This window comes from Idiomarina sp. UBA3176, from assembly GCF_002364295.1.
Taxonomy (GTDB): domain Bacteria; phylum Pseudomonadota; class Gammaproteobacteria; order Enterobacterales; family Alteromonadaceae; genus Idiomarina; species Idiomarina loihiensis.
The window spans coordinates 1-26,333 of sequence record NZ_DEXU01000007.1 but is presented as its reverse complement, the minus strand read 5'-3'; the positions used below and the strand labels follow the sequence as shown (position 1 = coordinate 26,333).

The 26,333-nt window shown below is 45.2% G+C and carries 31 protein-coding genes; 11 read left to right on the top strand and 20 right to left on the bottom strand.

Features of this window, described 5'->3' with window-relative positions:
• Positions 1-27 precede the first annotated feature (27 nt).
• From B2U97_RS03220 to B2U97_RS03210, 3 genes are read right to left on the bottom strand one after another with little or no spacing between them, the layout of a single operon-like run.
• Positions 28-2,439, bottom strand: a complete 2,412-nt coding sequence (locus B2U97_RS03220) for an ABC transporter permease (RefSeq protein ID WP_286823044.1) — start codon at positions 2,437-2,439, stop codon at positions 28-30.
• Entirely contained in the window at positions 2,432-3,169 is a 738-nt protein-coding gene (locus B2U97_RS03215; protein WP_286823045.1) for an ABC transporter ATP-binding protein, read from the bottom strand. The genes B2U97_RS03220 and B2U97_RS03215 overlap by 8 nt, the downstream gene beginning before the upstream one ends.
• A gap of 11 nt (positions 3,170-3,180) precedes the next feature.
• On the bottom strand, positions 3,181-4,431 hold the full coding sequence (locus B2U97_RS03210; protein WP_286830235.1) for an efflux RND transporter periplasmic adaptor subunit: 1,251 nt from the start codon (positions 4,429-4,431) through the stop codon (positions 3,181-3,183).
• A 219-nt stretch (positions 4,432-4,650) separates the two neighbouring features.
• Here B2U97_RS03210 and B2U97_RS03205 point away from each other — a divergent pair, with 219 nt between their 5' ends.
• Together B2U97_RS03205 and B2U97_RS03200 are read left to right on the top strand one after the other, a co-directional pair.
• Positions 4,651-6,012 (top strand): sigma-54-dependent transcriptional regulator, encoded by a 1,362-nt coding sequence (locus tag B2U97_RS03205; protein WP_286830233.1) that lies wholly within the window; start codon positions 4,651-4,653, stop codon positions 6,010-6,012.
• Positions 6,009-7,442: a sensor histidine kinase gene (locus B2U97_RS03200; RefSeq protein WP_286830231.1), complete on the top strand. Its 1,434-nt coding sequence runs from the start codon at positions 6,009-6,011 to the stop codon at positions 7,440-7,442. Before B2U97_RS03205 ends, B2U97_RS03200 begins: the two co-directional genes overlap by 4 nt.
• 32 nt (positions 7,443-7,474) lie before the next feature.
• Here the strand turns inward: B2U97_RS03200 and B2U97_RS03195 are convergent, their stop codons facing one another.
• Positions 7,475-8,050, bottom strand: coding sequence for a hypothetical protein (locus B2U97_RS03195; RefSeq protein WP_011235291.1), 576 nt, complete (start codon positions 8,048-8,050; stop codon positions 7,475-7,477).
• Between the two features lie 171 nt (positions 8,051-8,221).
• Here B2U97_RS03195 and B2U97_RS03190 point away from each other — a divergent pair, with 171 nt between their 5' ends.
• Complete coding sequence (locus tag B2U97_RS03190; protein WP_414653836.1) at positions 8,222-9,538, top strand: methyl-accepting chemotaxis protein; 1,317 nt, start codon at positions 8,222-8,224, stop codon at positions 9,536-9,538.
• A gap of 29 nt (positions 9,539-9,567) precedes the next feature.
• Here B2U97_RS03190 and B2U97_RS03185 read toward each other — a convergent pair whose 3' ends face one another.
• The 7 genes from B2U97_RS03185 to B2U97_RS03155 all read right to left on the bottom strand — a co-directional run bounded on the left by B2U97_RS03185 (position 9,568) and on the right by B2U97_RS03155 (position 13,647).
• Positions 9,568-10,494: a diguanylate cyclase gene (locus tag B2U97_RS03185; RefSeq protein ID WP_231378589.1), complete on the bottom strand. Its 927-nt coding sequence runs from the start codon at positions 10,492-10,494 to the stop codon at positions 9,568-9,570.
• 56 nt (positions 10,495-10,550) lie between these two features.
• Entirely contained in the window at positions 10,551-10,757 is a 207-nt protein-coding gene (locus B2U97_RS03180) for a ParD-like family protein (RefSeq protein ID WP_011235294.1), read from the bottom strand.
• Between the two features lie 188 nt (positions 10,758-10,945).
• Entirely contained in the window at positions 10,946-11,257 is a 312-nt protein-coding gene (locus B2U97_RS03175; protein WP_034822333.1) for a cupin, read from the bottom strand.
• An 80-nt stretch (positions 11,258-11,337) separates the two neighbouring features.
• Positions 11,338-11,883: a GNAT family N-acetyltransferase gene (locus B2U97_RS03170; protein WP_286823071.1), complete on the bottom strand. Its 546-nt coding sequence runs from the start codon at positions 11,881-11,883 to the stop codon at positions 11,338-11,340.
• A 383-nt stretch (positions 11,884-12,266) separates the two neighbouring features.
• Positions 12,267-12,605 (bottom strand): thioredoxin family protein, encoded by a 339-nt coding sequence (locus B2U97_RS03165; protein ID WP_153849653.1) that lies wholly within the window; start codon positions 12,603-12,605, stop codon positions 12,267-12,269.
• 132 nt (positions 12,606-12,737) lie between these two features.
• Complete coding sequence (locus B2U97_RS03160) at positions 12,738-13,019, bottom strand: type II toxin-antitoxin system Phd/YefM family antitoxin (RefSeq protein ID WP_011235298.1); 282 nt, start codon at positions 13,017-13,019, stop codon at positions 12,738-12,740.
• A gap of 91 nt (positions 13,020-13,110) precedes the next feature.
• Positions 13,111-13,647, bottom strand: a complete 537-nt coding sequence (locus tag B2U97_RS03155; protein ID WP_286823070.1) for a DUF4269 domain-containing protein — start codon at positions 13,645-13,647, stop codon at positions 13,111-13,113.
• Positions 13,648-13,786: 139 nt separating this feature from the next.
• Here B2U97_RS03155 and B2U97_RS03150 point away from each other — a divergent pair, with 139 nt between their 5' ends.
• Positions 13,787-14,134, top strand: a complete 348-nt coding sequence (locus B2U97_RS03150) for a VOC family protein (protein WP_286823069.1) — start codon at positions 13,787-13,789, stop codon at positions 14,132-14,134.
• Positions 14,135-14,230: 96 nt separating this feature from the next.
• Here the strand turns inward: B2U97_RS03150 and B2U97_RS03145 are convergent, their stop codons facing one another.
• Positions 14,231-14,515: a helix-turn-helix domain-containing protein gene (locus B2U97_RS03145; protein ID WP_286823068.1), complete on the bottom strand. Its 285-nt coding sequence runs from the start codon at positions 14,513-14,515 to the stop codon at positions 14,231-14,233.
• A gap of 186 nt (positions 14,516-14,701) precedes the next feature.
• On the opposite strand from B2U97_RS03145, the gene B2U97_RS03140 reads away from it, so the two are divergent.
• From B2U97_RS03140 to B2U97_RS03110, 7 genes are all read left to right on the top strand, one after another.
• A complete protein-coding gene (locus B2U97_RS03140) occupies positions 14,702-15,337 on the top strand; it encodes a Crp/Fnr family transcriptional regulator (protein ID WP_286823067.1) in 636 nt (211 codons plus the stop codon).
• A 93-nt stretch (positions 15,338-15,430) separates the two neighbouring features.
• Entirely contained in the window at positions 15,431-16,057 is a 627-nt protein-coding gene (locus B2U97_RS03135; protein WP_286823066.1) for a nitroreductase family protein, read from the top strand.
• Positions 16,054-16,506 carry a DMT family transporter gene (locus B2U97_RS03130; RefSeq protein WP_286823065.1) on the top strand — a complete coding sequence of 151 codons (453 nt, stop codon included), beginning with the start codon at positions 16,054-16,056 and terminating at the stop codon, positions 16,504-16,506. Before B2U97_RS03135 ends, B2U97_RS03130 begins: the two co-directional genes overlap by 4 nt.
• A complete protein-coding gene (locus B2U97_RS03125; protein WP_110014091.1) occupies positions 16,503-17,246 on the top strand; it encodes a GNAT family N-acetyltransferase in 744 nt (247 codons plus the stop codon). The genes B2U97_RS03130 and B2U97_RS03125 overlap by 4 nt, the downstream gene beginning before the upstream one ends.
• 47 nt (positions 17,247-17,293) lie before the next feature.
• Complete coding sequence (locus B2U97_RS03120) at positions 17,294-17,509, top strand: DUF4177 domain-containing protein (protein WP_011235308.1); 216 nt, start codon at positions 17,294-17,296, stop codon at positions 17,507-17,509.
• An 8-nt stretch (positions 17,510-17,517) separates the two neighbouring features.
• A complete protein-coding gene (gene yidD / locus B2U97_RS03115) occupies positions 17,518-17,742 on the top strand; it encodes a membrane protein insertion efficiency factor YidD (protein WP_110014092.1) in 225 nt (74 codons plus the stop codon).
• 14 nt (positions 17,743-17,756) lie between these two features.
• Positions 17,757-18,152, top strand: coding sequence for a TM2 domain-containing protein (locus B2U97_RS03110; RefSeq protein ID WP_373560814.1), 396 nt, complete (start codon positions 17,757-17,759; stop codon positions 18,150-18,152).
• A gap of 7 nt (positions 18,153-18,159) precedes the next feature.
• Here the strand turns inward: B2U97_RS03110 and B2U97_RS03105 are convergent, their stop codons facing one another.
• The 8 genes from B2U97_RS03105 to B2U97_RS03070 form a co-directional block, all read right to left on the bottom strand.
• Entirely contained in the window at positions 18,160-18,378 is a 219-nt protein-coding gene (locus B2U97_RS03105; protein WP_286823064.1) for a hypothetical protein, read from the bottom strand.
• Positions 18,379-18,393: 15 nt separating this feature from the next.
• A complete protein-coding gene (locus tag B2U97_RS03100) occupies positions 18,394-19,485 on the bottom strand; it encodes a type II toxin-antitoxin system HipA family toxin (RefSeq protein ID WP_286823063.1) in 1,092 nt (363 codons plus the stop codon).
• A complete protein-coding gene (locus B2U97_RS03095) occupies positions 19,482-19,802 on the bottom strand; it encodes a helix-turn-helix domain-containing protein (RefSeq protein ID WP_110014094.1) in 321 nt (106 codons plus the stop codon). The genes B2U97_RS03100 and B2U97_RS03095 overlap by 4 nt, the downstream gene beginning before the upstream one ends.
• A gap of 276 nt (positions 19,803-20,078) precedes the next feature.
• Positions 20,079-21,236: a Shedu immune nuclease family protein gene (locus B2U97_RS03090; RefSeq protein ID WP_286823062.1), complete on the bottom strand. Its 1,158-nt coding sequence runs from the start codon at positions 21,234-21,236 to the stop codon at positions 20,079-20,081.
• A gap of 37 nt (positions 21,237-21,273) precedes the next feature.
• Positions 21,274-23,094, bottom strand: a complete 1,821-nt coding sequence (locus B2U97_RS03085; protein ID WP_286823061.1) for a hypothetical protein — start codon at positions 23,092-23,094, stop codon at positions 21,274-21,276.
• A 438-nt stretch (positions 23,095-23,532) separates the two neighbouring features.
• Positions 23,533-23,934, bottom strand: coding sequence for a hypothetical protein (locus tag B2U97_RS03080; RefSeq protein WP_133566298.1), 402 nt, complete (start codon positions 23,932-23,934; stop codon positions 23,533-23,535).
• Positions 23,931-24,863 carry a zinc dependent phospholipase C family protein gene (locus B2U97_RS03075; RefSeq protein ID WP_110014097.1) on the bottom strand — a complete coding sequence of 311 codons (933 nt, stop codon included), beginning with the start codon at positions 24,861-24,863 and terminating at the stop codon, positions 23,931-23,933. Before B2U97_RS03075 ends, B2U97_RS03080 begins: the two co-directional genes overlap by 4 nt.
• A gap of 112 nt (positions 24,864-24,975) precedes the next feature.
• The gene (locus tag B2U97_RS03070) at positions 24,976-25,407 is read right to left on the bottom strand and encodes a nuclear transport factor 2 family protein (RefSeq protein ID WP_233399210.1); all 432 of its coding nucleotides are present in this window, start codon (positions 25,405-25,407) and stop codon (positions 24,976-24,978) included.
• Between the last annotated feature and the right edge of the window lie 926 nt (positions 25,408-26,333).

The window sequence follows — 26,333 nt, the reverse complement described above, 5'->3', positions numbered from 1 at the left end:
CGCATTTCTGCGGCTTAATAACCACCATTAAAACTGTCGCAAGACCAATCCGGGCTTACGGCTTGCAACCCGCATACTAATGCCTGCTACGGTAAGCCAGCAAATAGCAAAAGTAAGCGCCGCAGCACCTATATATAAAAATGCGCTTTGACTTGCACGCACATTAAACCCAGAGAGCCACCACTCAACTAAAAAGTAGGTACCAGGCAACGCAACTAGAACGCTAATGCCCATAAGCACCATATACTCTTTAGCTAACGTATTAACGATTTGCATACGCTTAGCACCAAGTACTTTTCTCATCGCAACTTCTTTGCTGCGTTGCTCTGCGCTAAATGCTGCAAGACCAAACAGTCCAACACAGGTGAGTAGTATCGCTAAGCCTGCAAATAGCATAATGATGGTGCGCTGCCGCTGCTGGTTGTGGTACATGGCAGTGAAATCAGCACCGAGCCAGGAGGTACGTATGTCCATGCGGTTGAGTCGTTGCTGCAACATGGCTTCTATTTCCGCGCGTGTACTCAGCGCCGTGGCGGGCTCCAAGTGAATGATCATATTGCCAAATGCCATCGGTGAACGCCCGGCAATAATAACCGCGGGTTCCATGCGCCGCAGCGCAGTACCAACCTGAAAGTCATCAACAACGCCGACAATGTGAAGCTCTGTCGGCATCATGTCGTCAACCATCCAGTGCTCACCAATCACTTCATTCAGGTTATTGTAGCCAGCCTGACGCGCCAGTGACGTCGTGATAATTGCCGACGCGGTACCTCGCACTTCGCCCATGCTAAACCAGTCGGCCTGCCGGTTCGGATCAAAATCTCGTCCGGCACGTAAGTTTAAACCGGTGGCTTTAACAATGTTATAGCCCGCACCAAAACTCGCAACCGGCGGCAGACGATCAGCTTCAGTCTGCCCCGGAATTCGCAATGTTGCTATCTGTGAGTAGGTATCCGTAAGGTCAATATCTATGGCGCTGGCAGCAAGCACGCCGGGCACAGCGGCAATATCTGTCATCAAGCTTTGATTATCTGACCACAACAGTTGCTCATTATTAATACCATGCACCATCAGTCGTGCTTCGGTTTGATAACCCGTGTCCTGATTGAGCAAAATATCAAGCTGCTGCTGAAGTATCGCGCTACCAATTAGCAGAGCAACGGTAATAGCCCCCTGCGCCACCAACAACCCTTTGCGCACCCACACCGCGGTAGTACCACGCTGCAAATCGCCACTCAATACCCGTTTGGCATTAAACGCCGAGATAAACAGCGCCGGATAAATACCCGCTAACAAACCAATCATGGTACTGCAAAGCAACAACAGCGCACCGAAACTCCCCAAATACTCAAGATTAATGGGTCGGTTTACCAACCCACTAAAGGCACCAACACTGAGCTCTACTATTACTGCGGCAATAAAACCTGCAATGAAGGTCACCATCAGCGACTCAACCATAAACTGACTAAATAACTGCCAGCGGCTAGCCCCTAACGTTTTTCTTACACCAACCTCTTTAGCGCGGCTCCCCGAGCGAGCAATACTCATGTTGATAAAATTAATACTCGCTACCAAGAGTAATAAACCCGCCAGCACTGACGCCGTTAGCAAGGTCGCCTGCGAACCGTTGGTTTTAAATTCATGCGCCAGTTGCGAATGCAGGTGAATGTCGGTGAGGGCGCGTAAGCGAATATGCGACATCGTCTGACCGTTATAGGCCTTATCATTCAGCGCCTGTGAGACACTTCCCAGTAGCCGTTCAAGATGAACATCAGCCGGAATCCGCACATACACATAAGCGTTGTTCAGGCTCAAAGGTTCGCCCAGACTCTCCTCAGAGACTAAACGTAAAGAGTCCACATGGAAGTGACTTTGCTCTGGAAACTCAATAATAGCGGCTACCGTGAACACTCGATTCTCACTGGTCAGTATCTCGCCAACACTGTCGCTACGCCCAAATAAACGGCGAGACTGCTCAAGCGACAAAGCGATATAACCAGGGTCGCTGAGCACCCTATCAAGATCACCAGCGATAGTTTCAAAGGTAAAATAGTCGATAAAGTTAGGCTCTATGGCTAAGGACTCAAGTTCTAATGGCAAGCGTGCGTTTTGCGGACGTACATTCACCGAATCTTTAAAAATTCGGGTGCCTTCAATGCGCGAGTCAAACGCCTGAAACTCATCAATGATGGCCGGGCTGCTAATAGGAAAGCGCTGCTCTAACGGCACAAAGAATTGTTCAACCCGGTAGGTTTGTTCAGCCTGTGGGTGCATCTGGTCATAACCGCGCTCAAACTGCACATAAAGCAATATCAATACAGCAACGGCTAAGCCTACCGATAGCCCAATTAAATTCAGTGCAAGGTGAACTTTTTGGCGCAACAGCGCGCGTAAGCCAGTTTTTATATAACTGGCGAACATAGAAATTTTCTCACGCATGGCTCACCTCACCAGCAGCTTCATTGTTGCTGTGGTTCACGTTGTCACTCACGTTTTCAGAGACAATACGTCCATCCAGCATACGCACAATGCGGCTGGCATAGCGGGCTTCATGCTCGGAGTGAGTCACCATGACAATGGTGGTGCCTTCTTTATTGAGCTGACGTAATAGCTGCATCACATCGTCGCTATTTTTCGAGTCAAGGTTCCCGGTTGGTTCATCGGCGAGAATAACCGCAGGGTTAATCACCAAAGCCCGCGCTACGGCCACCCGCTGTTGCTGACCACCGGAGAGCTGAATCGGCCTATGGTCAGCACGATGATCAATGTTCATTCGCTTAAGAATTTCCTCAGCACGGGCGCGTCGCTGTTGCCTGGCCTGACCAAGATATTGCAGTGGCAACTCAACGTTCTCACGTACGCTCAGTTCGTCAATCAGATTGAAGCTCTGGAACACAAAGCCAAGCGCAGATTTACGCAAATCTGCCAGTTTACGCTCATTGTAAGCAGCAATGTCGGTGCCTTTAAACTGATACGCACCAGAGGTTGGAGAATCCAGCATGCCTAAGATACTCAGCAGAGTCGACTTACCACAACCTGAAGGGCCCATAATGGCGACAAAGTCACCGGCCTGGATATTCAGGTTAATGGCATTCAACGCCGTGGTTTCAAGCTGTTCCGTACGAAATACACGAGACACTTTATTCAGGCTGATGAGTGAATCTTTCATGGCGGTTATCCTTATTGTTGTAACTGAATACTATCGGCTTGTTGGAAGTTACGATAGCTTGATGTAATGATTTTGGTGCCCTCAGACACACCCTCTAAAACTTCGACCCATTGCGGAGTCTGACGCCCCAGGCGTACTGGAGTCCGCACTGCGCTAAGCGATTCTTCATCAAACACGTAAACAAAGTGCCCACCACCTTCCTGTAAAAACGGGCCGCGCGGAATAGCCAAGCGCTGCTGCTCGTCTTTTTCCAGGTGCAACGTCAAATTAAAAGACTGGCCGCGGGTCATCTGAATGTCGTCGGTGAGGTTAAACTCGATTTGAAACTGGCTACTGGTGACCCGACTGTCGATACGATCCACCTGTAAATCCAGTGTTTTTCCTCCAACCTCTGCGCTGGCAGACATCCCCAGTTGCACCCGGTTGAGGTAAAACTCGTCAATGCTGGCGACAAGCTTGTAACGTTCAGGCAAGTCAATCTGACCAAGACGGCTGCCCGCTTCTCGAGCTTCACCCTTTTCCACGTTAAATTCACTCAAATAGCCACTAATAGGCGCACGAATCAGTAAGTTATTGACATTCTGGCGGGCAAATTCCAGATTCCGAGTCAGCATTTCGACACTGTCTTCTAGCTGGTTTAATTGCAGTTCGCGAATCTTTTCTTCTGTGGTTTGGCGCTGACGAGCCAGTTCGAGCAGGCTTTGCTGATAATCCAGTTTTTCTCGCAGGCTGGTCAGATCTTCAACTGACACCATCGACTGAGCGTGTAATTCTTCGCTTTGAGCAATATGCCGTTTTAGCGTCTGAATTTGATACTTCAAATCCAGAATATCGCGCTGTAAGTTGAGGCGGTTGGTTTCCATGGTCATTTGGGTGTTACGCAGAAAATTCATCTGTTCAGTGACCTGAGCCTCCCGGCTAATCAGATCTAACTGCAAATTAGTATTGCTCAGTTGTACCAAAGGTTCCCCCTTCTTTACGTAACTGCCCTGCTCCACAAACCGCTCTTCTACTCGTCCACCATCGGTGATATCTAAAAACACGGTTTGCTGTGGTACGGCACTGGCACGCAGGCTGATACTTTCACGTAATACACGAGGCTTGGCAGTAGCAAGACTAATGTCCTGCATCGTGAGAGTGCTGCGTAAACGGCTTTCTGAAGAGTTGAGCTGCCACGCGACGGCAACACTCAAAACCAGGATGAGACCCGTCATGCCAAGCATCTTAAGAGGGAATCGTTTCTTCTTTAACTGTTTGTCCATAGCCTATCTCGCGGTTATACCATGCCGTGAGTTATACTAATTTCGTGCCAATTAAATACCTTATAAAAATCAACAAGTTAATATTTTATCGAATTTCAAGTGTCCACTGATGACACACCCAGGTGTCCATTCATGGATACCTGTAAATCTTTCTTTGACCCGCTGGCTGATTTCCGCTTAGATAACTCTTTATAAAAAGGGTCAAAGATAAGGGTCTGTATGCCTCGCGTACTAGTGGTTGATGACAATCGGGATATTCTTACGGCGTGTCGGCTGTGTCTAAAACACCATGTCGATGACGTGCTAACTTTAGCGAACCCGACAGAATTGATGGGCGTACTTAAAGTCAATGAAATTGATTTGGTACTGCTCGACATGAACTTCACCCGAGATTCCAGCAGTGGCGAAGAAGGTATTTTCTACTTAAAGCAGATCCTAGCAGCTCACCCTCAGTTGCCAGTAATAATGATGACGGCTTACGCTGATGTCAGTCTGGCAGTTAGAGCTATGCACCTTGGCGCAAAAGACTTTATTGCCAAACCCTGGGATAACCAGCAATTGATTACGTCGGTAGAGAGTGCGCTTAAAAGCGCCCATTCTCAAACCGTTGATAATTCATCTTCGTCCTCCACGCCTACCAACGATGAAACTCCATTGATTGGGAACAGCGAGCCGATGCGTGCCGTTAAGAAAATGATCGAAAAAGTGGCAGGCAGTGACGCTAATGTACTGATTCTGGGAGAAAGTGGAACGGGTAAAGAAGTGGTCGCGCAGCAAATCCACTACCTGTCTCAGCGCAGTAAACAGCGTTTTGTCAGTGTCGATATGGGAACCCTGCCCGATAACTTGTTTGAGAGTGAGTTGTTTGGGTATAAAAAAGGCGCTTTTACCGGTGCCACGCAGGACAGTCCCGGACGTCTGGTGCATGCCAGTCAGAGCACGTTGTTTCTCGATGAGCTGGGTAATTTGCCTTTGGTTCAGCAAGGTAAACTGCTCACCGCGCTGCAAAATCGCTCCGTTACTGCATTGGGTGCCAGCACGCCAACACCTATTGATATCCGTTTGATTAGCGCAACCAACGAAAACCTGCACCAACAGGTCGCCGATGGCTTGTTTCGTCAGGATCTGTTCTACCGCATCAACACGGTGGAAATACAGCTACCACCGCTGCGTGAACGCGGCAGCGATATTGACTTACTGCTCGACTGGTATTGCGACCATTATACCGCCCACTACGGTCGCAGCGAGCTGAATATTAAAGATTCGGATCGCAAATGGCTGCGCAGCTACCAGTGGCCTGGCAATGTACGTGAACTAGCGCATAGCATTGAACGCGCCGTGGTACTCGCCGATGAAAAGTATCTTGAGTTCGCCCCCTTAGCGGGCAATACAAAAACCAACGATAGCCTACCTTTAGCTACCGACGACGCCGAAGCCAACCCATTCCTGCTTGAGTACGTTGAGCGTAAAACCATTCAGCAAGCACTACAGTTCTATCGGGGGAATATCAGTCACACAGCTAAAGCACTCGGCCTTACTCGTGGCGCTATGTACCGACGGATGGAGAAATACGGCTTATGAAGACCATAATAATATGGTTGATGACGCTCATTATTTCCGTTGGCTTGTTTGTCTCAGGAGTCATAGCAAATTGGCTACACAACCAGCTTAATGATTCATTAGCCGAGCCAAACCAACTGTTTACTCAGTGGTTTCTGCCAGGCCCGGCTGTAATGATGTTATTTGTAATCATCGCACTGACATCAATAATGATGATTCGGCGTCAATTTACCACACAGCATAGCCAGATAGTCCAGGTGCTGAAATCATTAATTAACCGGGATACCAGTCTGAGCCATGCCAGCGCACCGAACATTCAGCCTTTACTAACAGAAGTACAGGAAGAACTGGCCCGCAGTCGGAATGCTGCTGAAATTCAGGCCAATTACCTCAAGGCTCTGATTGCACAACTGGATATTGCGGTACTTGAAGTCACTGACGAAGGCTACATAGACCAATCTAATCCAGCAGCAGAGCGTTTACTCGGGTTAAGCTTTATTCGTGCCTGGCAAGAAACACTTTCCGGCAATGGCATATCGACCACTGAAAACTCAGTGTCAACGCAAGCAGCCCACCAAGATGCAGAGCAAACTCAAGAGCAGCACAATATCGGCAATCTGCGCAAGCTTCTGCAGCAGCATAAAGCAAGCAGCCGCGGTGAACTCATCTGGCACTATCCCAACCACAAAGAAACCTTTATCTACACTCTTATTCAGAGCTTTAATCAAGGTAAGCAACGCACCCTACTCACTCTGCAGAGTATTGAAAAGCAGCTAGTTGCGCACGAGGTGAAAGCCCACCAGCAACTGGTTAAAGTGCTTACTCACGAAATTGCAAACTCCATTGCCCCCATGGTGTCACTGACTCAAAGTGCAGAAGGCATCAGTGCTGACATGCTCAACAACGGTGTCAAAGGCAGTGAAGACTTGGTAGAAGCACTGGCCACCGTGAGTCGACGTGGCCAGCATCTGACACAATTTATTCAATCGTTTAAAGCCCTCAGCACACCGGTTAACACGAGGCTAGAAGCAACCTATTTACGATCTCAAGTGGAAGAGGTTTTACTGTTAATGCAAGAGGACTGCGCCAACATCGAAGTGAGTATTGATATTTCTCCAACCTTCGAGGTAATGGTAGACCCGGGACTGTTCGAGCAAGTACTGATAAACCTTATTAAGAACGCCAGCGAAGCCACCTTGGGTCAGGCTCGCCGACAAATCAGATTAGTCGCACAACACATCGATCAGATTGCCTGTCTTGATATCATCGATAACGGCTCAGGTATCAGCGAACAAGCCGCCGCCAGCATCTTCGTGCCTTTCTTCACTACCAAATCAGACGGTACCGGCATCGGCTTGCCTCTCGCTCGCTCTCTTATGCTATCGCAGGGTGGCAACCTGTTACTCCTCAACGAAAGCCAGCATGGGCAATTTCGGTGTGTATTCGGGTAAGCGGTTTAAATAATAACGTCATTCATACCCATTTAAACTCCCATCATAACGTCCCAAAACGAATATTGATATTTGTACTCCAGTGGAAGCGTATAAGACACCGTCTTTTCTTTTCCATTAACGATGAGCTTAAAACTGACTTTTTCCAGGAGCTTTTCAGGCATACCTTTTTCGTAGTGCATAACAACAGACTCCCGGCAACCCACCTTACCCGCGCATTTAGATACAGTGGACTCAACCTTTGACGGTATGATGCGTTCACCCGATTCAGAATAGTGCTCCAGAACCACCGACTCGGGTATAAGCTCTACGCCGGACTCATCACTCAAGTTGAAGCTTAAAAATGACTTTCTCCGGGTCGACTCTGGCGTTCCTTGATGACTATTGTACACATCGTTCAAATGCGTAATCTCGACCAAATCGCTAAACCGACTGTCTGCGTTTACTTTATAAAGAGTGCTGTAAAACTCGTACGGGTTGTCATCATTGTCAGCATACTTATTTTTATAGGGAACAGGTGACCCATCCCGCTTTACGGCATAGTTGTAATGCCCGCAACCAGCGAGCAATAAAGAGGCCAGAGCTGTCAAAATTGTCAGTCGTTTCATAATAAGGTCTCGACACCGTGTAGCCGATTTTCAAATATTTTAAAGTACGCAGTCATCTGCGCAGTAGCAACATCTTTTACAATAAAGGCTACATACTCATGCGTTTTCTTGCCCGTAAGCTCAAGAGCTGGTTAGACCTGCCGATAAAGATGGATTATTGTTGACTGGAATATCCAGATGTTTAATCGCCGCCTCAAAAATGAACTCGAAGATCAGCGTAAAGAATTAGCAATGCTCCGCCAACTGGCTAGCCAGATGGATCGTGGCATGCTGTCCATCACACTGAACTCCGACTTCTGCATATCTGCCGTAAACCAAAGCTTTGCCGATGTTCTAGGCTACCAGCGCGAACAGCTGTTAGGGCGACCCATGTCAGAGATTGTACCAGCTTACGTCCCGAAACTAGCTTGTTTTCGAGACTTTAATCAGGCCGTTGCAAAGCTCGCACCAATAAGCGATGACTACCGCTACTTGCGCGCTGATGACTCCCTTGCCTGGCTTCGTATCAGTTGGCTTCCGATACAGAACCCGGACGGCAAACTATCCCATGTGCAGGGATATGGCCGCGATGTAACCAAAACAATTGAAGGCAAAAAAGAGAGTGAAGCATTCATTGATGCACTGATCCTCTCCACTGCGGTTATTCAGTTCAACCTTGATGGCACCGTAATTACCGCAAACGAACAGTTTCAGCAGGCCATGGGCTATCGGCTCGAACAAATTGCAGGCAAACACCACCGTATATTCTGTACACCAGAAGAGGTTCAGTCGCCCGAATACGCCGCCTTCTGGAAAAAACTAAACAACGGTGAGTACGTAGCGGACCGCTTCAAGCGAGTCGACAGCCGAGGTCAAGAAGTCTGGCTTGAAGCAACTTATAACCCGGTGTACGACGCCGAGGACAACTTATCTAAGGTTGTGAAATTTGCCAGCGTGGTCACCGACCAAGTGGAACGGGAAGCTCAGGTAAGAGAAGGTGCAAGCGTCGCCTACGACGTTTCACAACAAACTGATGTAAGCGCTCAAAAAGGCTCCGCTGTGGTTCAGAAGACGGTCGAAACCATGCAGCAGATAGCCAGACAAATGCAAGGGACGAGCGAAAGCATTGAAGCGCTGGGTAAACAGTCCCTGCAGATAAACGCCATAGTACAAACCATCGGTGGCATCGCAGAGCAGACAAACCTGCTGGCACTAAACGCCGCTATTGAGGCCGCCAGAGCCGGTGAACAAGGGCGCGGGTTTGCCGTGGTTGCCGACGAGGTTCGGAATCTGGCTGCCCGCACCAGTAAAGCCACAGAAGAGATTGTAAGAGTAGTCGAGAAAAACCAAACTCTCTCTGATGAGGTGATGCGTCAAATGTCCAGTACCCGAGAGGAGGCAGAACAAGGCCTGGAATTAGCCAACCAGTCGGGAGCCGTCATTGTCGAGATTCGGGAAGGAGCTAAGCAGGTGGTCAACGCTGTAGAACGCTTTGCCAATGAATTATAGTAATGCCTGATTAAGTCATGACAGCGATGTTAAACATCGAGCACCACACGATCTCGGCCGGCGCTCTTTGCTTCATACATCGCTTTATCAGCACAGTTTATTGACTCTTTAACGGTTTGAGATTCCCTCAGAACTGTGACCCCAAAGGATGCCGTCACCTGAATATCACCAAATTCAAAATGCTGTTCTGAGATAGCCAAGCGCAGTCGCTCCATCATCTCACCGGCTTGCTCTAGGGTTGTGCTGGGCATGCAGATAATAAACTCCTCACCGCCATATCTATAAATTCTGTCGTATGGCCGAAGGTGGGACTTTACGCATTGTACGGTTGAGGCTAGCACCGTATCACCAGCAGCATGGCCGTATGAATCGTTGATCCTCTTGAAATGATCAAAATCCAACATAGCCAGTGCATACGTTTGCTTTCCCCTAAGAACAAGAGAGTGCTGTTTTCGAAGGTCTGCAAGCAGGCCGGTTCGGGTTTGAGCTTCGGTCAGTGAGTCTCTATTTTTAAGGGTTTCAGCAAACTCATGTCGTGCCGCCCAAATTTCTCGCCGCATTCTTTCTCGACCACTTTCGAAATTGTCCCAGTCATCAACAGGAATAACTAAACCATTCGAAATCCGCTGAAATAAATGTCGCGCACCACTATGTACTTTTTTATGTGCTTCAAAAAGTGATTTAAGCTGCTGACTTTCAATAAAAAAACTTTCAGAGTGGTCTTCATACCATTTCCCGAAAGCGCATTTTAGATGTGCATCTGGCATCAAATCTGATTGCTCGGGTGATACCCGAGAAACCAATACACGCAGCAAATTTTTGTACCACTGATCATGGAGATAAATCGCATGGTCAAGTTCTGCAATACCCGCCTGCAATTGTTGGTTAGTTAAGGAATCCAAATTTATGTCTCTTCGAAGTTTAACAGTGCCAGTGATGGTCAAAAACCATTGCAAGAAGACGGCCTGACTCACGCATGACATTTAATTCGTCAGTACTTTTCAGCTTTACACTAGCCACCAACAGCCTTCCTTATGTCTACGTCGGCCAACTTCATTTGGTCGCGCATGATATCCGAAAAAGACATGTTGGGGTTCGCCTCAGCAAGCATACCTACTTTTATCCAATACTCGGCCTGAGCATTAATAGAGCGAACCATAACTGCACTCGCCTTGCGAATTTCCCCATGCAGTTCGTCATCAATTTTGACAATTCCCATAGCAGCCCCTGAATATATGATTTGTATACGAATCATATATTCAAAATGGGAGTCTTGCAATGTTAGCGCTTATTATGCCTTCTTCTTTTTGCTGAAGTGTTCCATACGAAAACAGTAGTAGTATTGTTACTCCAATATTTGGGTTTCATTAAATGTATAGCGCCCCGGCATACTTAGTAAACGCTTGGTTATACGCTGCCTTCACGTTCTACCACCAGAATTCGAGCCTGGCCTTTGGGGTGAGCAACATGCTCGGTACCAATTGAAGCAAAGAAAATGTCCCCAGCGTTTAGTGTCGCAGATTTCACTTCGTTATTTTCTTTGTACAGCATTTCTACAGTGCCATCCATTACAGCGAAAACCTCTTCGCCGTCATTTACGTGCCACTTATAAGGTTGATCTGTCCAGTGCAATCGAGTGGTAACGCCGTTCATGTTGGCAATATCTTTTGCACCCCATGCCTTATCTGCTGTGAATTGCTTACTTCTAATGACTTCCAATTTATTATCCTCCCTACTGCTACTTTTAAAAATGCGTCAGCGAAGTGGAGACGAAAATAAACGTCACCGTACAGGCTAAATTATAAGGAATGTTGCTCCCACTGCTCTCTGTTTATCTTATACAAAACATGCTCGCAAAGCGGGTGAGAAGGTTCTAAGTCCGGATGCTTAAAATTACAGGCATAGGACATTCCAATTTTTTTCATGACGGCTTGAGAACGCATGTTGTGCGCTGTTGTAAAAGAGACCACCTCTTCTAAACCCAAGTGAGTAAAAGCATAGTGCAGTGACGCTTTAGCTGCTTCAGTCGCATAACCCTTTCCCCAATATGGTTTCGCCAGGCGCCAGCCAACTTCAACACATGGTGAGAACGGCATATTTTCTTTGGGGGTATGCAGCCCGACAAATCCAATAAATTTACTCTGACCAGGGAGCTCTACAGCCCAGAAGCTCCAGCCTCGATCAGCAATGAGAGACTGAATTCGTCTTCCCCCGCTGTAACTTTCTTCCTCCGTTAAAAGCTTCGGAAAAAACTCCATCACGTCCTTATCACTGCACATATGCGAAAAGGGCAGGAGGTCTTCGTCATCCCATTGCCGAAGTATCAGTCTTTCCGTTCTAATCATAATTCATGTCATTTGATGCCATGTTTGCTAAATGCTTATCTCTTTTACTATTGCCCACAAGGATAAGACTATGCTGGCAATAAAGCCCAGGGCCACGAGCCCTAATAAGGTGTAGAACCCGAATCGAAAGGCGTTAACAACGCATTCGTAAACTACGGACAGCGGTGGCTTTACTTTTAATAGAAGGCTTCCTGTCCGAGAATTCGCGCTGAAATAGGCTGCGTAAATTGAATACAATACACCCACCGCCATCCCAACATAGGTGACTGAGAAATATGCTTCAAGAAAATGTATCCAGCCCACTTTTTATCCTATATACATGTAATGCTCTTTAAACAGCGGCTCAGTTTACAGCGTCCGATGCCTTCACTTGTTAGCAGATTCTAGTCGACTTTCGAAATGAATTCACGAACCTCGTCAGAACGTAATGGCCTCACTAGACGAGCCACTTCATTGCCATTGTGCAAGAGTATCAGAGTCGGCCAAAGCTTTACTTTGAATGCGCGCCCCAGCGGTTTGCCCTTGCCGTCGTATATTTTAATATGACGTAGCCCTGCACGTTCAGTTATTGCTTCTTTTATCGCGGAATTTGCCGCCTGACAATGTCCACACCAGGGCGCGCCAAACTCAAGTACAACGTTACCGGATAACTCGCCAGTTTGTTCAAAGGTAAACGCTTCTTCCGCGTAATCGGAGTTAGAGCCAATATCATCGGTTTTCATCCCACTTACTCCTCACCAAGCTCGGACATCCGCAATAGCTGACTACTGCGACGCACAGTCAGAATATCAACCTGATCTTTGATGCTGTAAATAACCCGATACGATCCAGCGCAAGCGGGGATCAGATAATCTTCATTGAGCAAGCCTACTCAAAACCCGAGCCTTCGCATCTTCATGCGAAATACCGTTCCCGGAAGCAATCTGTTCTTCCGCCTTGTACACCTCTTCTAGTATTTCCAGACGTTGTTGCATCTTCTCATATTCGTGAACATCCACCAGTACTGCAACGCCTCGACCTCTTTGTGTCAGCACTATAGGACGACGGGTTTCATGGAGCTGCTTTACGAATGTGGCTACCCCTGCACGAAATTCAGACAGAGGGCGGATATCTTCATCTACTCGAACCCTTGACATGGAAATTACCTTAGTACTTTTTAATGTACATCAAAGAGTACAATAGGACTTGAAAGCAAGCAAGGTATCTGTGGGAAGAACTAACGCTCGGCTAAAGGGATGCCTGAGCGAAATTAAGCAACTTGGTAAGCTCCTTTTCGGACCAGTGTTCCAGGTCAAGAACTGCAGCGTAGGGGTCTCCAGAAATTCCCATTAACTGGCAAATAGCAGGTTCTGTTTTGAGACCGCTCTCTTTAAGCTGCCGTATCCTGTCGATGAACTCATTGCCCCCGATTTTTACAAGGCGTTTCATCACTTGATAATGGCGAAATGCATCCTGCGACTCCACTGGAGTTTTTGACGCATAGACTTCAATTAAAAATTGATTACAGTGAAACTGACCTAAAGCGTGATCTTTGCGTGGGCGTATGCTGTATGCTTCATAGCCGGAATATGCCGACTCAAATGCCTCGATAAACGCTTCTTGCTCCTGGTACGTACAAACGATATCGATGTCGCTTTCCTTCGTATCCAGAGAAACAAATATCGTACTAACAACTTCCGGCGAATATGCGTTGAGTTTAATCAGAATTCCCGATTCTTCTATCGCTTTGTTGGCACGGAGGATCTTGCTATTCATTTTGGCCATTTTTGGGATTCATATAGCATCTATCTATATTGTGCCGATACAACAATAAATGAGCAATAATACTGATAAAAATCAGCGTTAGGTTAAACTGGAACTAAAGGTAAAATCGTTTCTCAAAAAGCCCTAGGCGAGGCACACCATGAACTCAACTAAAATTAATTACATTGAACTTCCGGCTCGGAGCCTTGAGGCAACCAAGCGCTTCTTTCAACAAGCCTTTGGCTGGGAGTTTGTAGACTATGGTTCGGAATACGCGGCTATTCAAAATGCGGGGCTCGATGGTGGCTTTTACCAATCCGACTTAGTTGCTCAAACGTCGAGCGGCAGTGCGCTGGTGGTGTTATACAGCAAAGACCTTGAGCAAAGCCTGAAAAGCGTTGAGGACGCAGGCGGTAAAATCCTCAAGCCTATATTTGATTTTCCCGGTGGTCGGCGTTTTCAGTTTACCTGTCCAAGTGGGAATGAATACGCTGTATGGTCGGAATAACAGTTAATGACTTATTGAATACGAAAATCTGGTTGTAGATTCCGCCAATGAGTTCTTACTATCTTTTTATGAGCCTCAGCCATACAGCCATAATTTTTAGTCCTCTAAATGCTTATGCTTATTTGACCAAAAATCATCAGCCGGGCGGGACGGTTCAGCTATTTGGCTGCTCTCTGTTTGTTCTGGATCAGTAATCGATAATTCAAGCCCCAGACCTGCCAGAATACGCAGTAAAGTCGAGACTTTAAGATCCTGACCAGACTCAACTCGTTGATATTGTTGCTGCGACATACCAATAAGCATCCGCATATCTTTTTGAGATAAGTTCTGCTTTTTTCGCTCTGCAATCAATCGTTCTGCAATGTCTTGTATCTTTTTCATAAAACAACTTATAAATTGTACTTAAACTCAATATACAACATTTAAATTGTAAATCAATATAAAGACTACTTTTATGTTGTTATTCTAAAAAGATCGAACTCACCGACACCAGGCTTCTATAATTTATGGGTTCGTTAAGGTTAAACTCGATAAGCCAAAAACCGACAAGTCAGACGACTATAGCTTATGACAATTCAGAGCAGCCTAGCCGACATAACGCCAAAGATACCAAACGACGCCCTCAAGCACCTACGTGCCCGCATGGACAGCTATCATGTCATTACGGAAGGCTGTTGGCAGAAGTTTCAGAGCCTGCTGAGTTATCACGAATACGCTCGTGGCGACTTAATTTATTCTGTGGGTGAGCATCCCGACAGCTTTAGCTTTATCCATAAAGGCTTAGCGCGGGTGTTTCATTTGGATGAAAACGGTCAGGAGTACAATAAGCGGTTTTTTAGTGAAGGTGAGTTTCCCGCCTGCATGAGCTCGCTATTAACGACTACGCCTTCGGCATTAAGTGTTGAGTGCTTAGAAAACTCGGCTGTGCTGAAAATTGACTTTCGTGGTTATCGGCAGTTGCTGGAGCAAAACCCTGACTTAATGCGTTATCACATCCTCTATTTAGAAAAAAACTGGCTGCTGGAAAAAGACGAGCGCGACAATGCCTTTGGTCAAACTACGGCAAGTAAGCGTTACGAAACTTTTGTAGAACAACTTCCACATCTTGTTAGCCGGGTGCCTCAATACCACATTGCCTCTCACCTGGGTATAACGCCGGTGCAACTGTCACGATTACGCAAGCAGTTACAAAACCCCAAGTAATTTTCCACTTATTAAACTATGTTAATGCGGCCCTTCCCGGGTCTCTGAATAATAGAGCTCACTTGCAGCAATAGAAGCTAACAGGAGCTCTAAATGTACTTGGAAAAATTACAACAATGGCGTTACGCCACCGCTGACTTCTCTGGCGCCGACATCACTGACGCCGTTCTCGATAAACTCTTAAACGCCACCCGCTTAACGGCCTCGTCTTACGGCCTGCAACCTTACTGCACACTGGTTGTTCGCGACAAAGGCCTGCGTGAGCAGTTGGTTAATCACTCTTTCGGGCAGCAAAAAGTCGCGGACAGCTCAGCGCTGGTCATATTTGCGGCGAAAACAGGTACAGTTGCAGACATTGTCGCCCCTTATATTTCCGAATTAAGCCAGCAGCGCCAGCTCACCAACGAAGAGGCGGAGAATACCCGCAACTATTTCACGCAAAAGCTACAGGCAATGTCGGCCGCAACGCGTAAAGAGTGGGCAGTGCGTCAGGCCTATATTGGCTTGGGTACGTTTTTGCTGGCCGCCGCTGAACTCGAGGTCGACAGCTGTCCAATGGAAGGCATTGAGCATGACGCCTATGACAATATCCTCTCACTGAAAGAACTCGGCCTTAGCACCGTATTCGCTTGCCCTGTGGGCTATCGCAGCGAGGCAGATACCACCCAGTTTCAGAAAAAAGTCCGTCAGCCACTGTCGCGGTTTAAGGTTGTTTTATGACCCAGACAATACTTGTGGTATTGGCTATTGCGGCGGGCATGTCAATATCCATTCAGGCCAGTATTAACGCTATGATGGGGCAACTGGCGCACAATACGTTCTTGTCGCTGACCATAGCCTTTACCATTAGCGCGCTATTCTCTGCTTTGGCTCTGTGGGGCTTTAGCGAGCGCACCAGCATTACGTTTTTTAGCCTGCCCTGGTACTTCTGGTTAGTTGCCGCCATTTTTACCTGCTTTGGTGTCGGCACCATGTACTTTCTAATACCAAAGCTGGGCGTGGGACAAGTCATGGCTTACGCCCTCGCAGGCCAGCTCATTGGTGCCATGATCATCAATCATTTTGGCTTTTTAGGGAACACCGCAATTGCACTTAACAGCTACCGCCTAATTGGCGCTTGTTTTCTTATCGCCGGGGTATTTTTAATTAATATGGGGGCACGGCAATGACAACCGAGCAACAACAAAACCTTTATAACTTACATCAGCTTTGGCACATGCAGCCTTATCAGGAATTTACCACCAACCCTAGCGCTACAATTTACAAGCTAGAGCAATGGCCGCGCAGAATATGGTGCGAACCGGGCAATTATTCAGAAGCGGAAAAAGAGCAACTGGTGGCAAAGCTAAGTGCAAAAGCCTCTGACTCTCATATCTTATCCATGCCCGAAATGCTGTTACCAAAGGCCGGAACGGGGTTACTCCTGCTGCCGTCGGAGTTAACACCCAGTTTTAGTCAGCAGATGATGGTGAAAACTCTGAGTGCGTCGGCACTTTCAGACCCCGCCCCCAGGCTAACGTTAGAGCCAATAGAACATAACCAGGCTCAACAATGGGCGAATACCACCGGCGCATGTTTTGGTTATGAGGTTGAGTCGTCATCCGTTCAAAACCTGTTACTTGGTGGCGCCTGCTTGTACTTTATAAAATATCAGGGGCAAGTAGCCGGCACCGCCATGACCTTCACCCAAGAGCAACAAATGGGCATTCATCAGGTGGGTGTACTGGACGACCACCGGGGCAAAGGATTAGCCAGAGACGCCATGCTGTTACTTGAGCAATACGCACTGGACGCTGGCATCAATACCCTACAACTGCAGGCATCGGCTATGGGAGAGCCACTTTATCAATCTCTGGGCTATCGCTCATTAGGTGCCATTCACAATTTCATAAAAATTGACGCTACATAGCTTTTTACGTAAGTTACTTACAACTTAATTGAAACAAGGAAGAAAGCATGTCTAAGTTTACGGAATACAAAGTCATTCATATTGCGGAAGGTGGCTGTGGCACTTTGCTTCTGGGCTCAAGTGGTCTGCCGTTAAAGAAAATTGAATCGACTTTGAACCAGGAAGCTGCCGACGGCTGGCAAATGGTGTTTCAGGTACTTGAGCAAAAACGCTTTTGGCTGTTCTGGACACGTGAAGCGGCCATTGTCACTCTGGGTCGATAAAACCGAGCATGATAAAGCGGCTCATTTTAGCTTCAATTCGTTGGTATCAGCGTCGTGGCGGTTCGCGCCACTTCTTTAATACCGAATGCAATTTTGAGCCGTCTTGTTCGCACTATACTTATCAGGCCATCAGCCAATACGGTACCTGGCACGGTATAAAGCTTGGTGTAGCGCGCATGAGGCGTTGTAACGACCCTGACTGCGTTCATAAAAAACATGACCCAGTTCCCTAAATAAGGTAGCCCTTATGTCTTACGAAATGTCTTCCGAGCAGTTACGTGATGAAGAAGAAGCCCTGCGTAACCAAATACGTGAGCTAACGCCTGAGCAGCGAAAAGAATACTACCGCCTTGAAGGTCAGAAAATTAAAGACCCGGACACCTACGCGGTACTGAACTGGTTCATTATGGCCGGTCTGCATCATTTTTATTTAGGTAACACACCACGTGGCCTTATCAACCTTTGCGTCATGCTGTTAGGTTTGGTTCTATTGCCTTTCTTTCCTATCGTCGGAATTATCGTTCTGCTCGGCATTGTTATTGTCGAGCTGCCGCAATTGTTTAAGTCACAACAAATTGTTCATGCTTACAACAATAACGTTATGCGCGAGCTCATTCATAAAGTTAAGTCAGATAACGCCTAAGCGTCTCTCAGGCAAAATCTTTAAGCCTGAGATGACCCTCTATTGAGTCGGCAAGCGCTTTGGGCACCTCATTTTCAGTGGCTAACTCCCGCCACTGAGACACCGCGTTTATCACCTCATCAATAATGGCATCAATTTCTTTGCGCTCTACCTTTGGTAACTGAACGTCCGCCAGTGCGTAAAAATCGGCGCGGGTATGGCCGCTGCGCTTGCCATTTAAAGACATCCAATGCTGCTCTACCTAGGGGTTTCCGGGTTTGTAGCTAAAGGCAACGTCGTAAGCCGGGCTCAACCGCCATTGCTTGTCCTCCAGCATAAAGCCAAAGTTCTTGGAGTGATCATCATGGTTGGTGGCTACGTGGTTAAAGACCGTACGGCGAAACAAGTCTATAGCGTCCGCCCGTGGCAGCCGTAGCTGGCGGGCAACCTGAAACAGCTCCTCATAAGAAAACGCGCCAATGTCGTGATAGTTCACGTGCTTAATAGCGGTAAGCGTTTGAATGTGCTTTTTCTCATTGCCTATTCTGTCAAAGCGTTTGGTCACAAAATGGCGTCTGTTGCCTTCATCCAGCAGGTGGCATGGCATCATATCAATGCCGGCTTGCGTGGCCATTAAGTAATACACATACTCCATGGCACCGTAACCGAGCGGATCGCCAAAAGTTTGCTGAGATGGGTCGCGCTCCTTTACCCCGTCAAACTTCAGCAGATAATGCTCAAACCCTTCGGGCACAAGCCCCTGCCCTGAACGCACCTGGCTGAAATCCTTATTAAACGCCAGAACCGCTTTTGGCCTTGCGCCACCGGCGCTGGTACCAACCGCTAATAAGGCCTGCATCATTTCTTTGTCCGCCGCGTCATCAAAGTGCGTGCGCTGACGAAAGCCCTTTCGTGCATCCAGCACTTCCTGCGCTAATTTCATTAAGCTCTCAAGCTCAATGTCTTTGTTTTTGGCATTGGTTTGGTTCTTACGCGCGGGGTGATACTCAAGAGCGCCCATACCCCTCTCACCGGTATACTGAAGCCGCTCAAGCGGGCTCAGAGGCTCGGTGCGATCAGGCTGTTGCGCAACCCATTGGTTCAGTACCGCATTACCAAAGTCGTCGGGCAAAGAGTCGGCCAGCATTCCCGGCAGACCTCTGAAGGTATCCCAATTTAACCCCGGAAAAGAGTAAATTCGTCCTTTCTCGGCAGGCATGGTTAAAGGCGCCAGCGGAATGTTTTTTTCGACAAATTCAGATAAGTACTCGAACCGTGCAGCTGTGTCGCCTTTGTTATAACTTAAGGCACCGACAGGCTCACCTTTGTAGCGAACTTCAATGGTATTAATCACCAGTCCAGCTCCTCTTTGTCAGCAGGTTTCACACGCGTTTTCCCGCTCGCTCGTTTCTTCTGTTTGGTGCTACTTTTGAGTAGTTGCACAGGAGAAACGCCCTCGTCCGGGAATGCAGCCAATAAATTGTCGATATGCCCTAACGCCTGAAGAATTGCGACATAGGTGGGTAAGGTGCTTTTACCATTCTCGGCGGATTTAACCGCATTAAGGGAGACATTCGCTAAGGTCGCTACGTCCTCCTGAGTTAAATCCTGGTTCAGCCGATACTGCCTGACTCGCTGACCAATGATGGTTGAAACGCGTTCTGAATTCATATAACGAACCTTAAATAGGCTTTAAACTGATAAATAGAGTGTAGCAGACTGTTTAAGGCACGCAATTATATTTACATAAAAGCCCTTATATGGACTATAAAGTGTTTAATTCAAACTAAAATACTTTATAAGGGCTATAAAAATTTCAAATAGGGTTGTTAATAACACTTGATTTGAGTATGAATTGATAGTCCGCTTCGTGCCAAGAGCGGACGTTAACACCGCTCTCTGCGGAAAATTTGGAGCGCAGGGGAAAACTTGACCGATAGAAGCGCCTTATTTGCTTTCATTGTTATGCACGATAAACTTTGCACGTTCATATAGTTCGTCAAAAGTTATGATCTCTGGGTTTGTTGTATTTTTACGCAAAAGTTCAAATGACCGTAACTTGTCTTTGTTTACCCCGCCATCTGAAACAAATTCATTCATACTACCAATCACAAGATATGATTTAGGCTGATAATTGAAGATTTCTTCTCCGGTAGGATTGCCGTCACTGTCACTAGGGTTAATTTTGCTAGATAAGCTTTCAACAGCAGATGAGACCGTACCTTGAACTTGCGCTATAGCCCCAGCCAATTCCTTTGACGGCGCCCAACAGCCAGACCTATATGATTTGGAATCAAGAAGCTCAGTAGCGTGAGTTTTAATTTCAACAAAGCAAAGGTTCGAAATTACACCTTTCGTTTTCATTAGCGCATCAACACGCTTTCCGTTCGAAGCAACACTATATCCTTGCACAACCTGCTCCAACTTTTTGTCATCAAGGGAAGATAAGAATATGTACCCCAGCCCATAACCAAATATCCACGGATTCTTTTCAAAATACTTTTGCCATAAACCTTCATTAGTAGTGTTTTTCTTAGCCTTAATTGATTCAAAGTAGCTTTGATCAGATAGAAGCTTCTCGTACACATCTAATTGCTTTTTTCTATAACCGACTGCAATCAGGTCTTCTGTAGTGACCTCTGATTTCAGAACTTCAGCAAAAAGTTCTTGGTTTTCATGTAGCAAACTTTTTGCCTGCCTGTCGTTCAATACAATTCGGTTTAGCTCTTCATCATTAATATTGACTCTTGAAGGATCATCTAAGTTTACCGATTGGATATTTCGTATAAACTCTAGGAGTTTTCCAATTTCCTCTCCAACAAAAGAGAAGCTGGCATTATGAGGCTTCCCTGTTGCGACAGTGTATCCCTGAATATTAAGTACAAATATTCCTCGACTATCTTCTAGAAACTTTGCCGTGATATGTGACTTAGCGTCCTCTTTATGCCTGAGTACTACTTCATCTTTGATCTTCACGAATGCATATGAGTCTGGAGATTCAATTACCTTAGAGGCAATTCGCACTTTTTTGTCAGAGTCGCCGAAGGCATCCAACCTTGGGCTTATGTAGGTTTTCCCTTCTTTCGGGTTTTGATAATCGTCCATATCTTAAATTCTAGTTCTGGCTGAAGCGGTAGCTTATTTATCTCAAGCATATTATTTTAATTTCAGTACCTTGCTCTTTGCAGGAAGAGATTAGTGACGAAATGAACCATAGTATTTGTATTACCTCATTACGCCGTTCTACTTGGTTTCCCATTTGCAATGCAGTTAGATTATTTTCAAGCCTTGACTTGGATATAAAGTTAACTACTAAGTAAACAGCCTTTCTTAAGTTAGGCTTTCGTGTTTGTTTTTTGTAAAACTCAAGGCCGTCATCAATAGTAAAATCTGCAGGCGATTTTCTTAGTCGCGAGATATTTGTGTCTACACTCTGATTTCCAACTTTAGCGATATACGTTCGACTCCATAACGTTCTTTTTCCATCGATCCTATGGTGGGGAGGAACAAGATTCCCCAAGTTCTTCTGGGCTTGTCCGACGACATCTTGAAACTTGGATGCTGAGAGACCTTCATCGCCAGATTTGGAATGATAAAACTCAATTATTCCATCTGACACTGATATATGGTCAGCCCATTCATTACCAAGATCATCCAAAAATAGATAAGTAGAATTTGTATCAATTACATTTTCTACTTTGTTAAAGATCGAACAAGGACTAAAGCTAACGCTAGCAGTACTAAATATGCCTTTTTCAGAGCTTGCGTCACTTAACTCTTCACAAGGCTCAAAAATACTCATGAACGAGCTGATATTTGATAATAGCTGAGTATTTTCAAAAAGCTTTTTCGAATTGTATGCTACTTCAGGATTATCAAATGTGATGACAAAGCAGTGGTTTTTATTGATATATTCTTCTAAGGATTGAGTTTCACCACTAGCGAATTCAAGTAATATGGACCTAAAAGCATTCGATTTTATCTTTATCGATTTCTTTAATATCTTTATTTCAATTCCGATTAAATTAAAGAGATATTTATTCCTCGAAGACACGGCAAAATATCTGCCTTCGTCCGCCTCAATATCAAGAAATTGATCGTATTTCGTAATGTACCTGCCTAGTTCCAAATCAATATCTTGAGGATCTGCTTTGATATATGATCGAACCAAACTCTGTTCATTAGTCGCGTCAACTAAAGAATTTAATTTTAAAAGGATCCCATTTGGCGTTAAAGAACAAATCCGATCTTCAAAGCTAATGGGAAGCGCAAAGCTATCAATAAAACTATCAGTTGCAGAGAAGTTTTCAATATCATTGCATACATCTGCCATCCACTCTCTAAGCTGTTGAACACTTACCTTTCCATTGTGTCTATTAATTCTCGCAGTGCTAAGGGTTAAACTATATAGGTGTCCTCTAGAAGTTATACGCATATTTCTCACTGCGTAATTATTAGCTCCAAATGTAGAGTACGAGTCTTCAAGGGCTCTAGCTTCTAAGGATTTACTTCTTATGGCAGAGTCTGACACATCCAGGTTGTCGAGTGCCAATTTGTGGAATTTGGAGTCACTATCTGCATATAGCCTTGAAAGTGTTGAATAGTCCACATCATCAAGGTATGCATCAAGATCCGTTGAAGATGATACGTTTTTTTTGCTTATGACTATGTAGTCTCTATATTCGAAAACAACAATGTAGCAAAATTTTATCTCATGCTCATCTTCGATGTAGTTTTTGAAGAAACTAGGTTTTGACTTTATCTTAAAGACACAAATTGATAGCTTTGAAGGATGTCCGTTAATGACAACTTCATCTCTAATCTTTTGTAGTGTAACGCTTCTGGTCATCCTATCTTTTGACAAGTCTCTAAATATCTTAGATACAGCAGTGTTAGAGAGCTGCTTATTTGGCTTTTTTCTATAGAAATATGCCCCTTCAGATATTTCTAACTCATTTATCACTACAATTTCCTTTTGATTGATTGCTTGGTATATCTTGCAATACAGCTCAACAAGCTAACATTCCTGCCTTGAGAGTCTACAAGTTAGCAGAGGCAATTTGAGCATGCTCAGTTACACTCTGCCGAGCGCACAATACCTAACCTTTATTTTTTGTTATGCCATTGACAGTAAACGACTTGAATAAACAACACAATAATAAAACGCGCACTATTGCTGAGATAAGTGTGCTGTATCTGGTTCGAGCCATCCAAACTTATTAAAAACAGCGACGCGAGTTACTCGTTGAATTAGGCAAAAAGTCCATGGTCCGCTTTTCGCTCAAAGCAGACTAAAATTTGACGCCAGACATACTTAACTAAAGTCTACATAATTAGAAAGAGTTGAGGGCAATAGTCATATCATTTTGATGACTTCAAAAGTGCTGTTAATGAGCTCATCTCAATTACAAACTTTAAAAGCATTGGTAGATAAAGCACATGCTGGACGTTCTCCGCACTCAAAAACTTTTTCAACTTTTGCTGTACACCCAGCGTCCTCAATAATCAGCGAATCCCCTTCGCACATCAACATCACCACATTGTCGTCTTCAAAGTATGATTTAACGTTAAAATTATTGAGAATAGCGCGGTAATCTTCGTCTGTACGTGCAACCTGTTCAATAATTTGTTCGTTGTTCAGACCTTCAATGTCCTCAAGTGCATATTTAAAATTCACTTTTTGCACAAAATCAGAAAAATGAGACGCTGCTTCATAACGGTCCTCCGTATCGCATAAAGCCTGATTTTCAGCTGCGCAAGCATTAGTCATTAATAAAGCTATGATAATCAGTAATAGTTTCATGGTATGTTCTCCCATAAAGTCTGCTTGCCCGAGTCTCTATCGACACCGTTATCTAAATTCCAGTGTTTGAACATACTGGTATCTCCATCATCAAATACCGCAGCGGCCAAAAACTCCCAATACGTCCGGACATTATCAACTGCCAGGTCAAAGATTTCGTCGTAATCTTTATTGCTAACTGGGGTTTCCAAATTGTGGATATAAGTAAAGTCGACTTCTTCGCGCAAGGGGTAGCCACTGCCGGAGTCCACTGCAACATGCCGAGCCCACTCAAAAAGTTTGTGCGTTTCTTCAGCTGTACCGGTAATATTTCTAAAGCCATCGTGCCAACTTTCAATATTCGGCGGCGATTGTTCGAACTCTTCTGGGTATACGTCTCTGAGTGCAGCCAACCAAACTTTTTGAATAGTGGGATTAAATTTTTCATCGACGTCGTACTTGGTTAAATTCTCAGAAATACGCTCACAGTAACCAGGTTCACCCAGCCCCGTTCTTTCAAACCATATGTAGGTATCTTGATTCATTTCGCAAATTCGATGTGCTTTTTCATTACCCTCGTAAGGGCCAACCCGACATTCAACGACTGGGTGAATCGTTACATCAGCAATAACATGCGAAATGTATCCGGCTAACCACGGAAAAACGAACAACTTATTCTCGTCACTTAGCGCCTTTGTTTTTTCAATAAGAGCTTTAACAATTCGTTTTGTCTCACCGAGATGCATGTAGTCAGCCCATTCAGTTTGCTTATTACGGCCAAACAGCTTTAATGTCAGATATGGATAATCCGGACTGACGGAGCCCAGTTCAATGAGTTCTAGATGACTTCCTAGTTGCGCTTTAACTTTTGAATCAATATTTAAATTTTTGAGCCCTTTAAGTTCTCTTGCAACATTAGCAACACTTAAGTGAGCGAATGCACCTGGCATAACTGCCTCCTGTTGTCGTTTTCTCTAACTCCGGCATTTTTCATCTCGCTCTGTAATGCAGATAAACTCTCACCTGAGATATTTTTCATTTGAGATGCCATTTAATTGCTCGTTAGAAGTAGTGCCTAATAAGTTTTATTTTGTCGTTTTCGAATTCGAATAAAGTAACCAGTTTTTGTTTACTATCTTCAGGTTCAGAGTTTCCGTTTTTATCAGTGCAAGGATGTAAATATTCGACGGTGACAGCATTAAGTCCTTCAATGACATTTTTTACCTGGATATTGCATTCACCATATTTTCCTAAATAGGCAAGCAGGCCTTTTCTGTATTCGTCTTTTGATTGCACGGCATTAAACTTGGGATGCTCAAATGTTGCATCTTCGGTGAGCAGTGCCAGTAAGTTACTAACATCGTTTTTTGTTGAGTTTTTATGCTCCACTGCTTCTTGCGCTTCGAAATACTGGCTTACTTTAGCGGTCAAGTCACTTGCGAACGCAACGTTAGAGAGCAGTAGCAAAGCAAACATTACACGACAATATTTCATTTTTCTTCCTTGAAGACTTGTTAATTATCAACCAACTAAACTACTCCTATGCAACAATAAAGCAACCCTAGAATAAAACATCTATCTTTGGCGGGAGCGTCTACAGTCGGCCAGGCTTAAATAAAATAATATACAAGTATCAGATAACGCGGTGCCCTAGTATGTAAGCGCATTTAGTAACGAAAAAATTACATTTACCGATTGAACTTATGGCTCTCAGATATCGGTCCGCTTTGAGCGACGAGCGGACATCCATCTAGACCTCCCAGCTTTCACTAGAACAGTTGGTAGATTCTCAAGGTACGCCTTTTCAAAGTTCGCAGAGGATACTTCGCCTGTATAAGAATGACGCTTTTTGGGGGTGTAAAGCGTCTCGATAGAGGTAAATATCTCTGTCTTAGCTTCGTTCCGGCTCGGACTGAATATATACTAAGTCTAGAGGTGTAGCTTTGTAGTATCTCGGATACCCGTTTTGGAAGTCATAAGATAAGTTCTATTCGAAACCCTTAACCATTTAGTGATTCCGAGTAATGTTTCATTCCTATAACTAGCGCTTATTAGAGTAAGAGCCATGGGGTAAAGAGGCTTTTGTCGAGGAATGATATGGTAATAGTGGTTATATTAAAAAGTTGAATGACAATAATTCTGGTAATACTTAGAATTCAAAGAAAATTACAATTAATTATTTTATATTAACCTAACAGGGACTTAAGATTATGAAAAGGCTTTCATTTATTTTACTCATTCTAGCTACTGGAGTAGCCTCAGCTCAAGACATGCCAAAAAACGCGCACTCCAATCAATTCGCGCCACAAGGTTGGTCATGTAATAGTGGCTATAAGCAACAAGGCGGAGCGTGTCAACCTTATTTGAACCAGCAGTGTAAAAGTTAAATTGTTTTTTCTATGAACCTGGGTAGCGTTGGA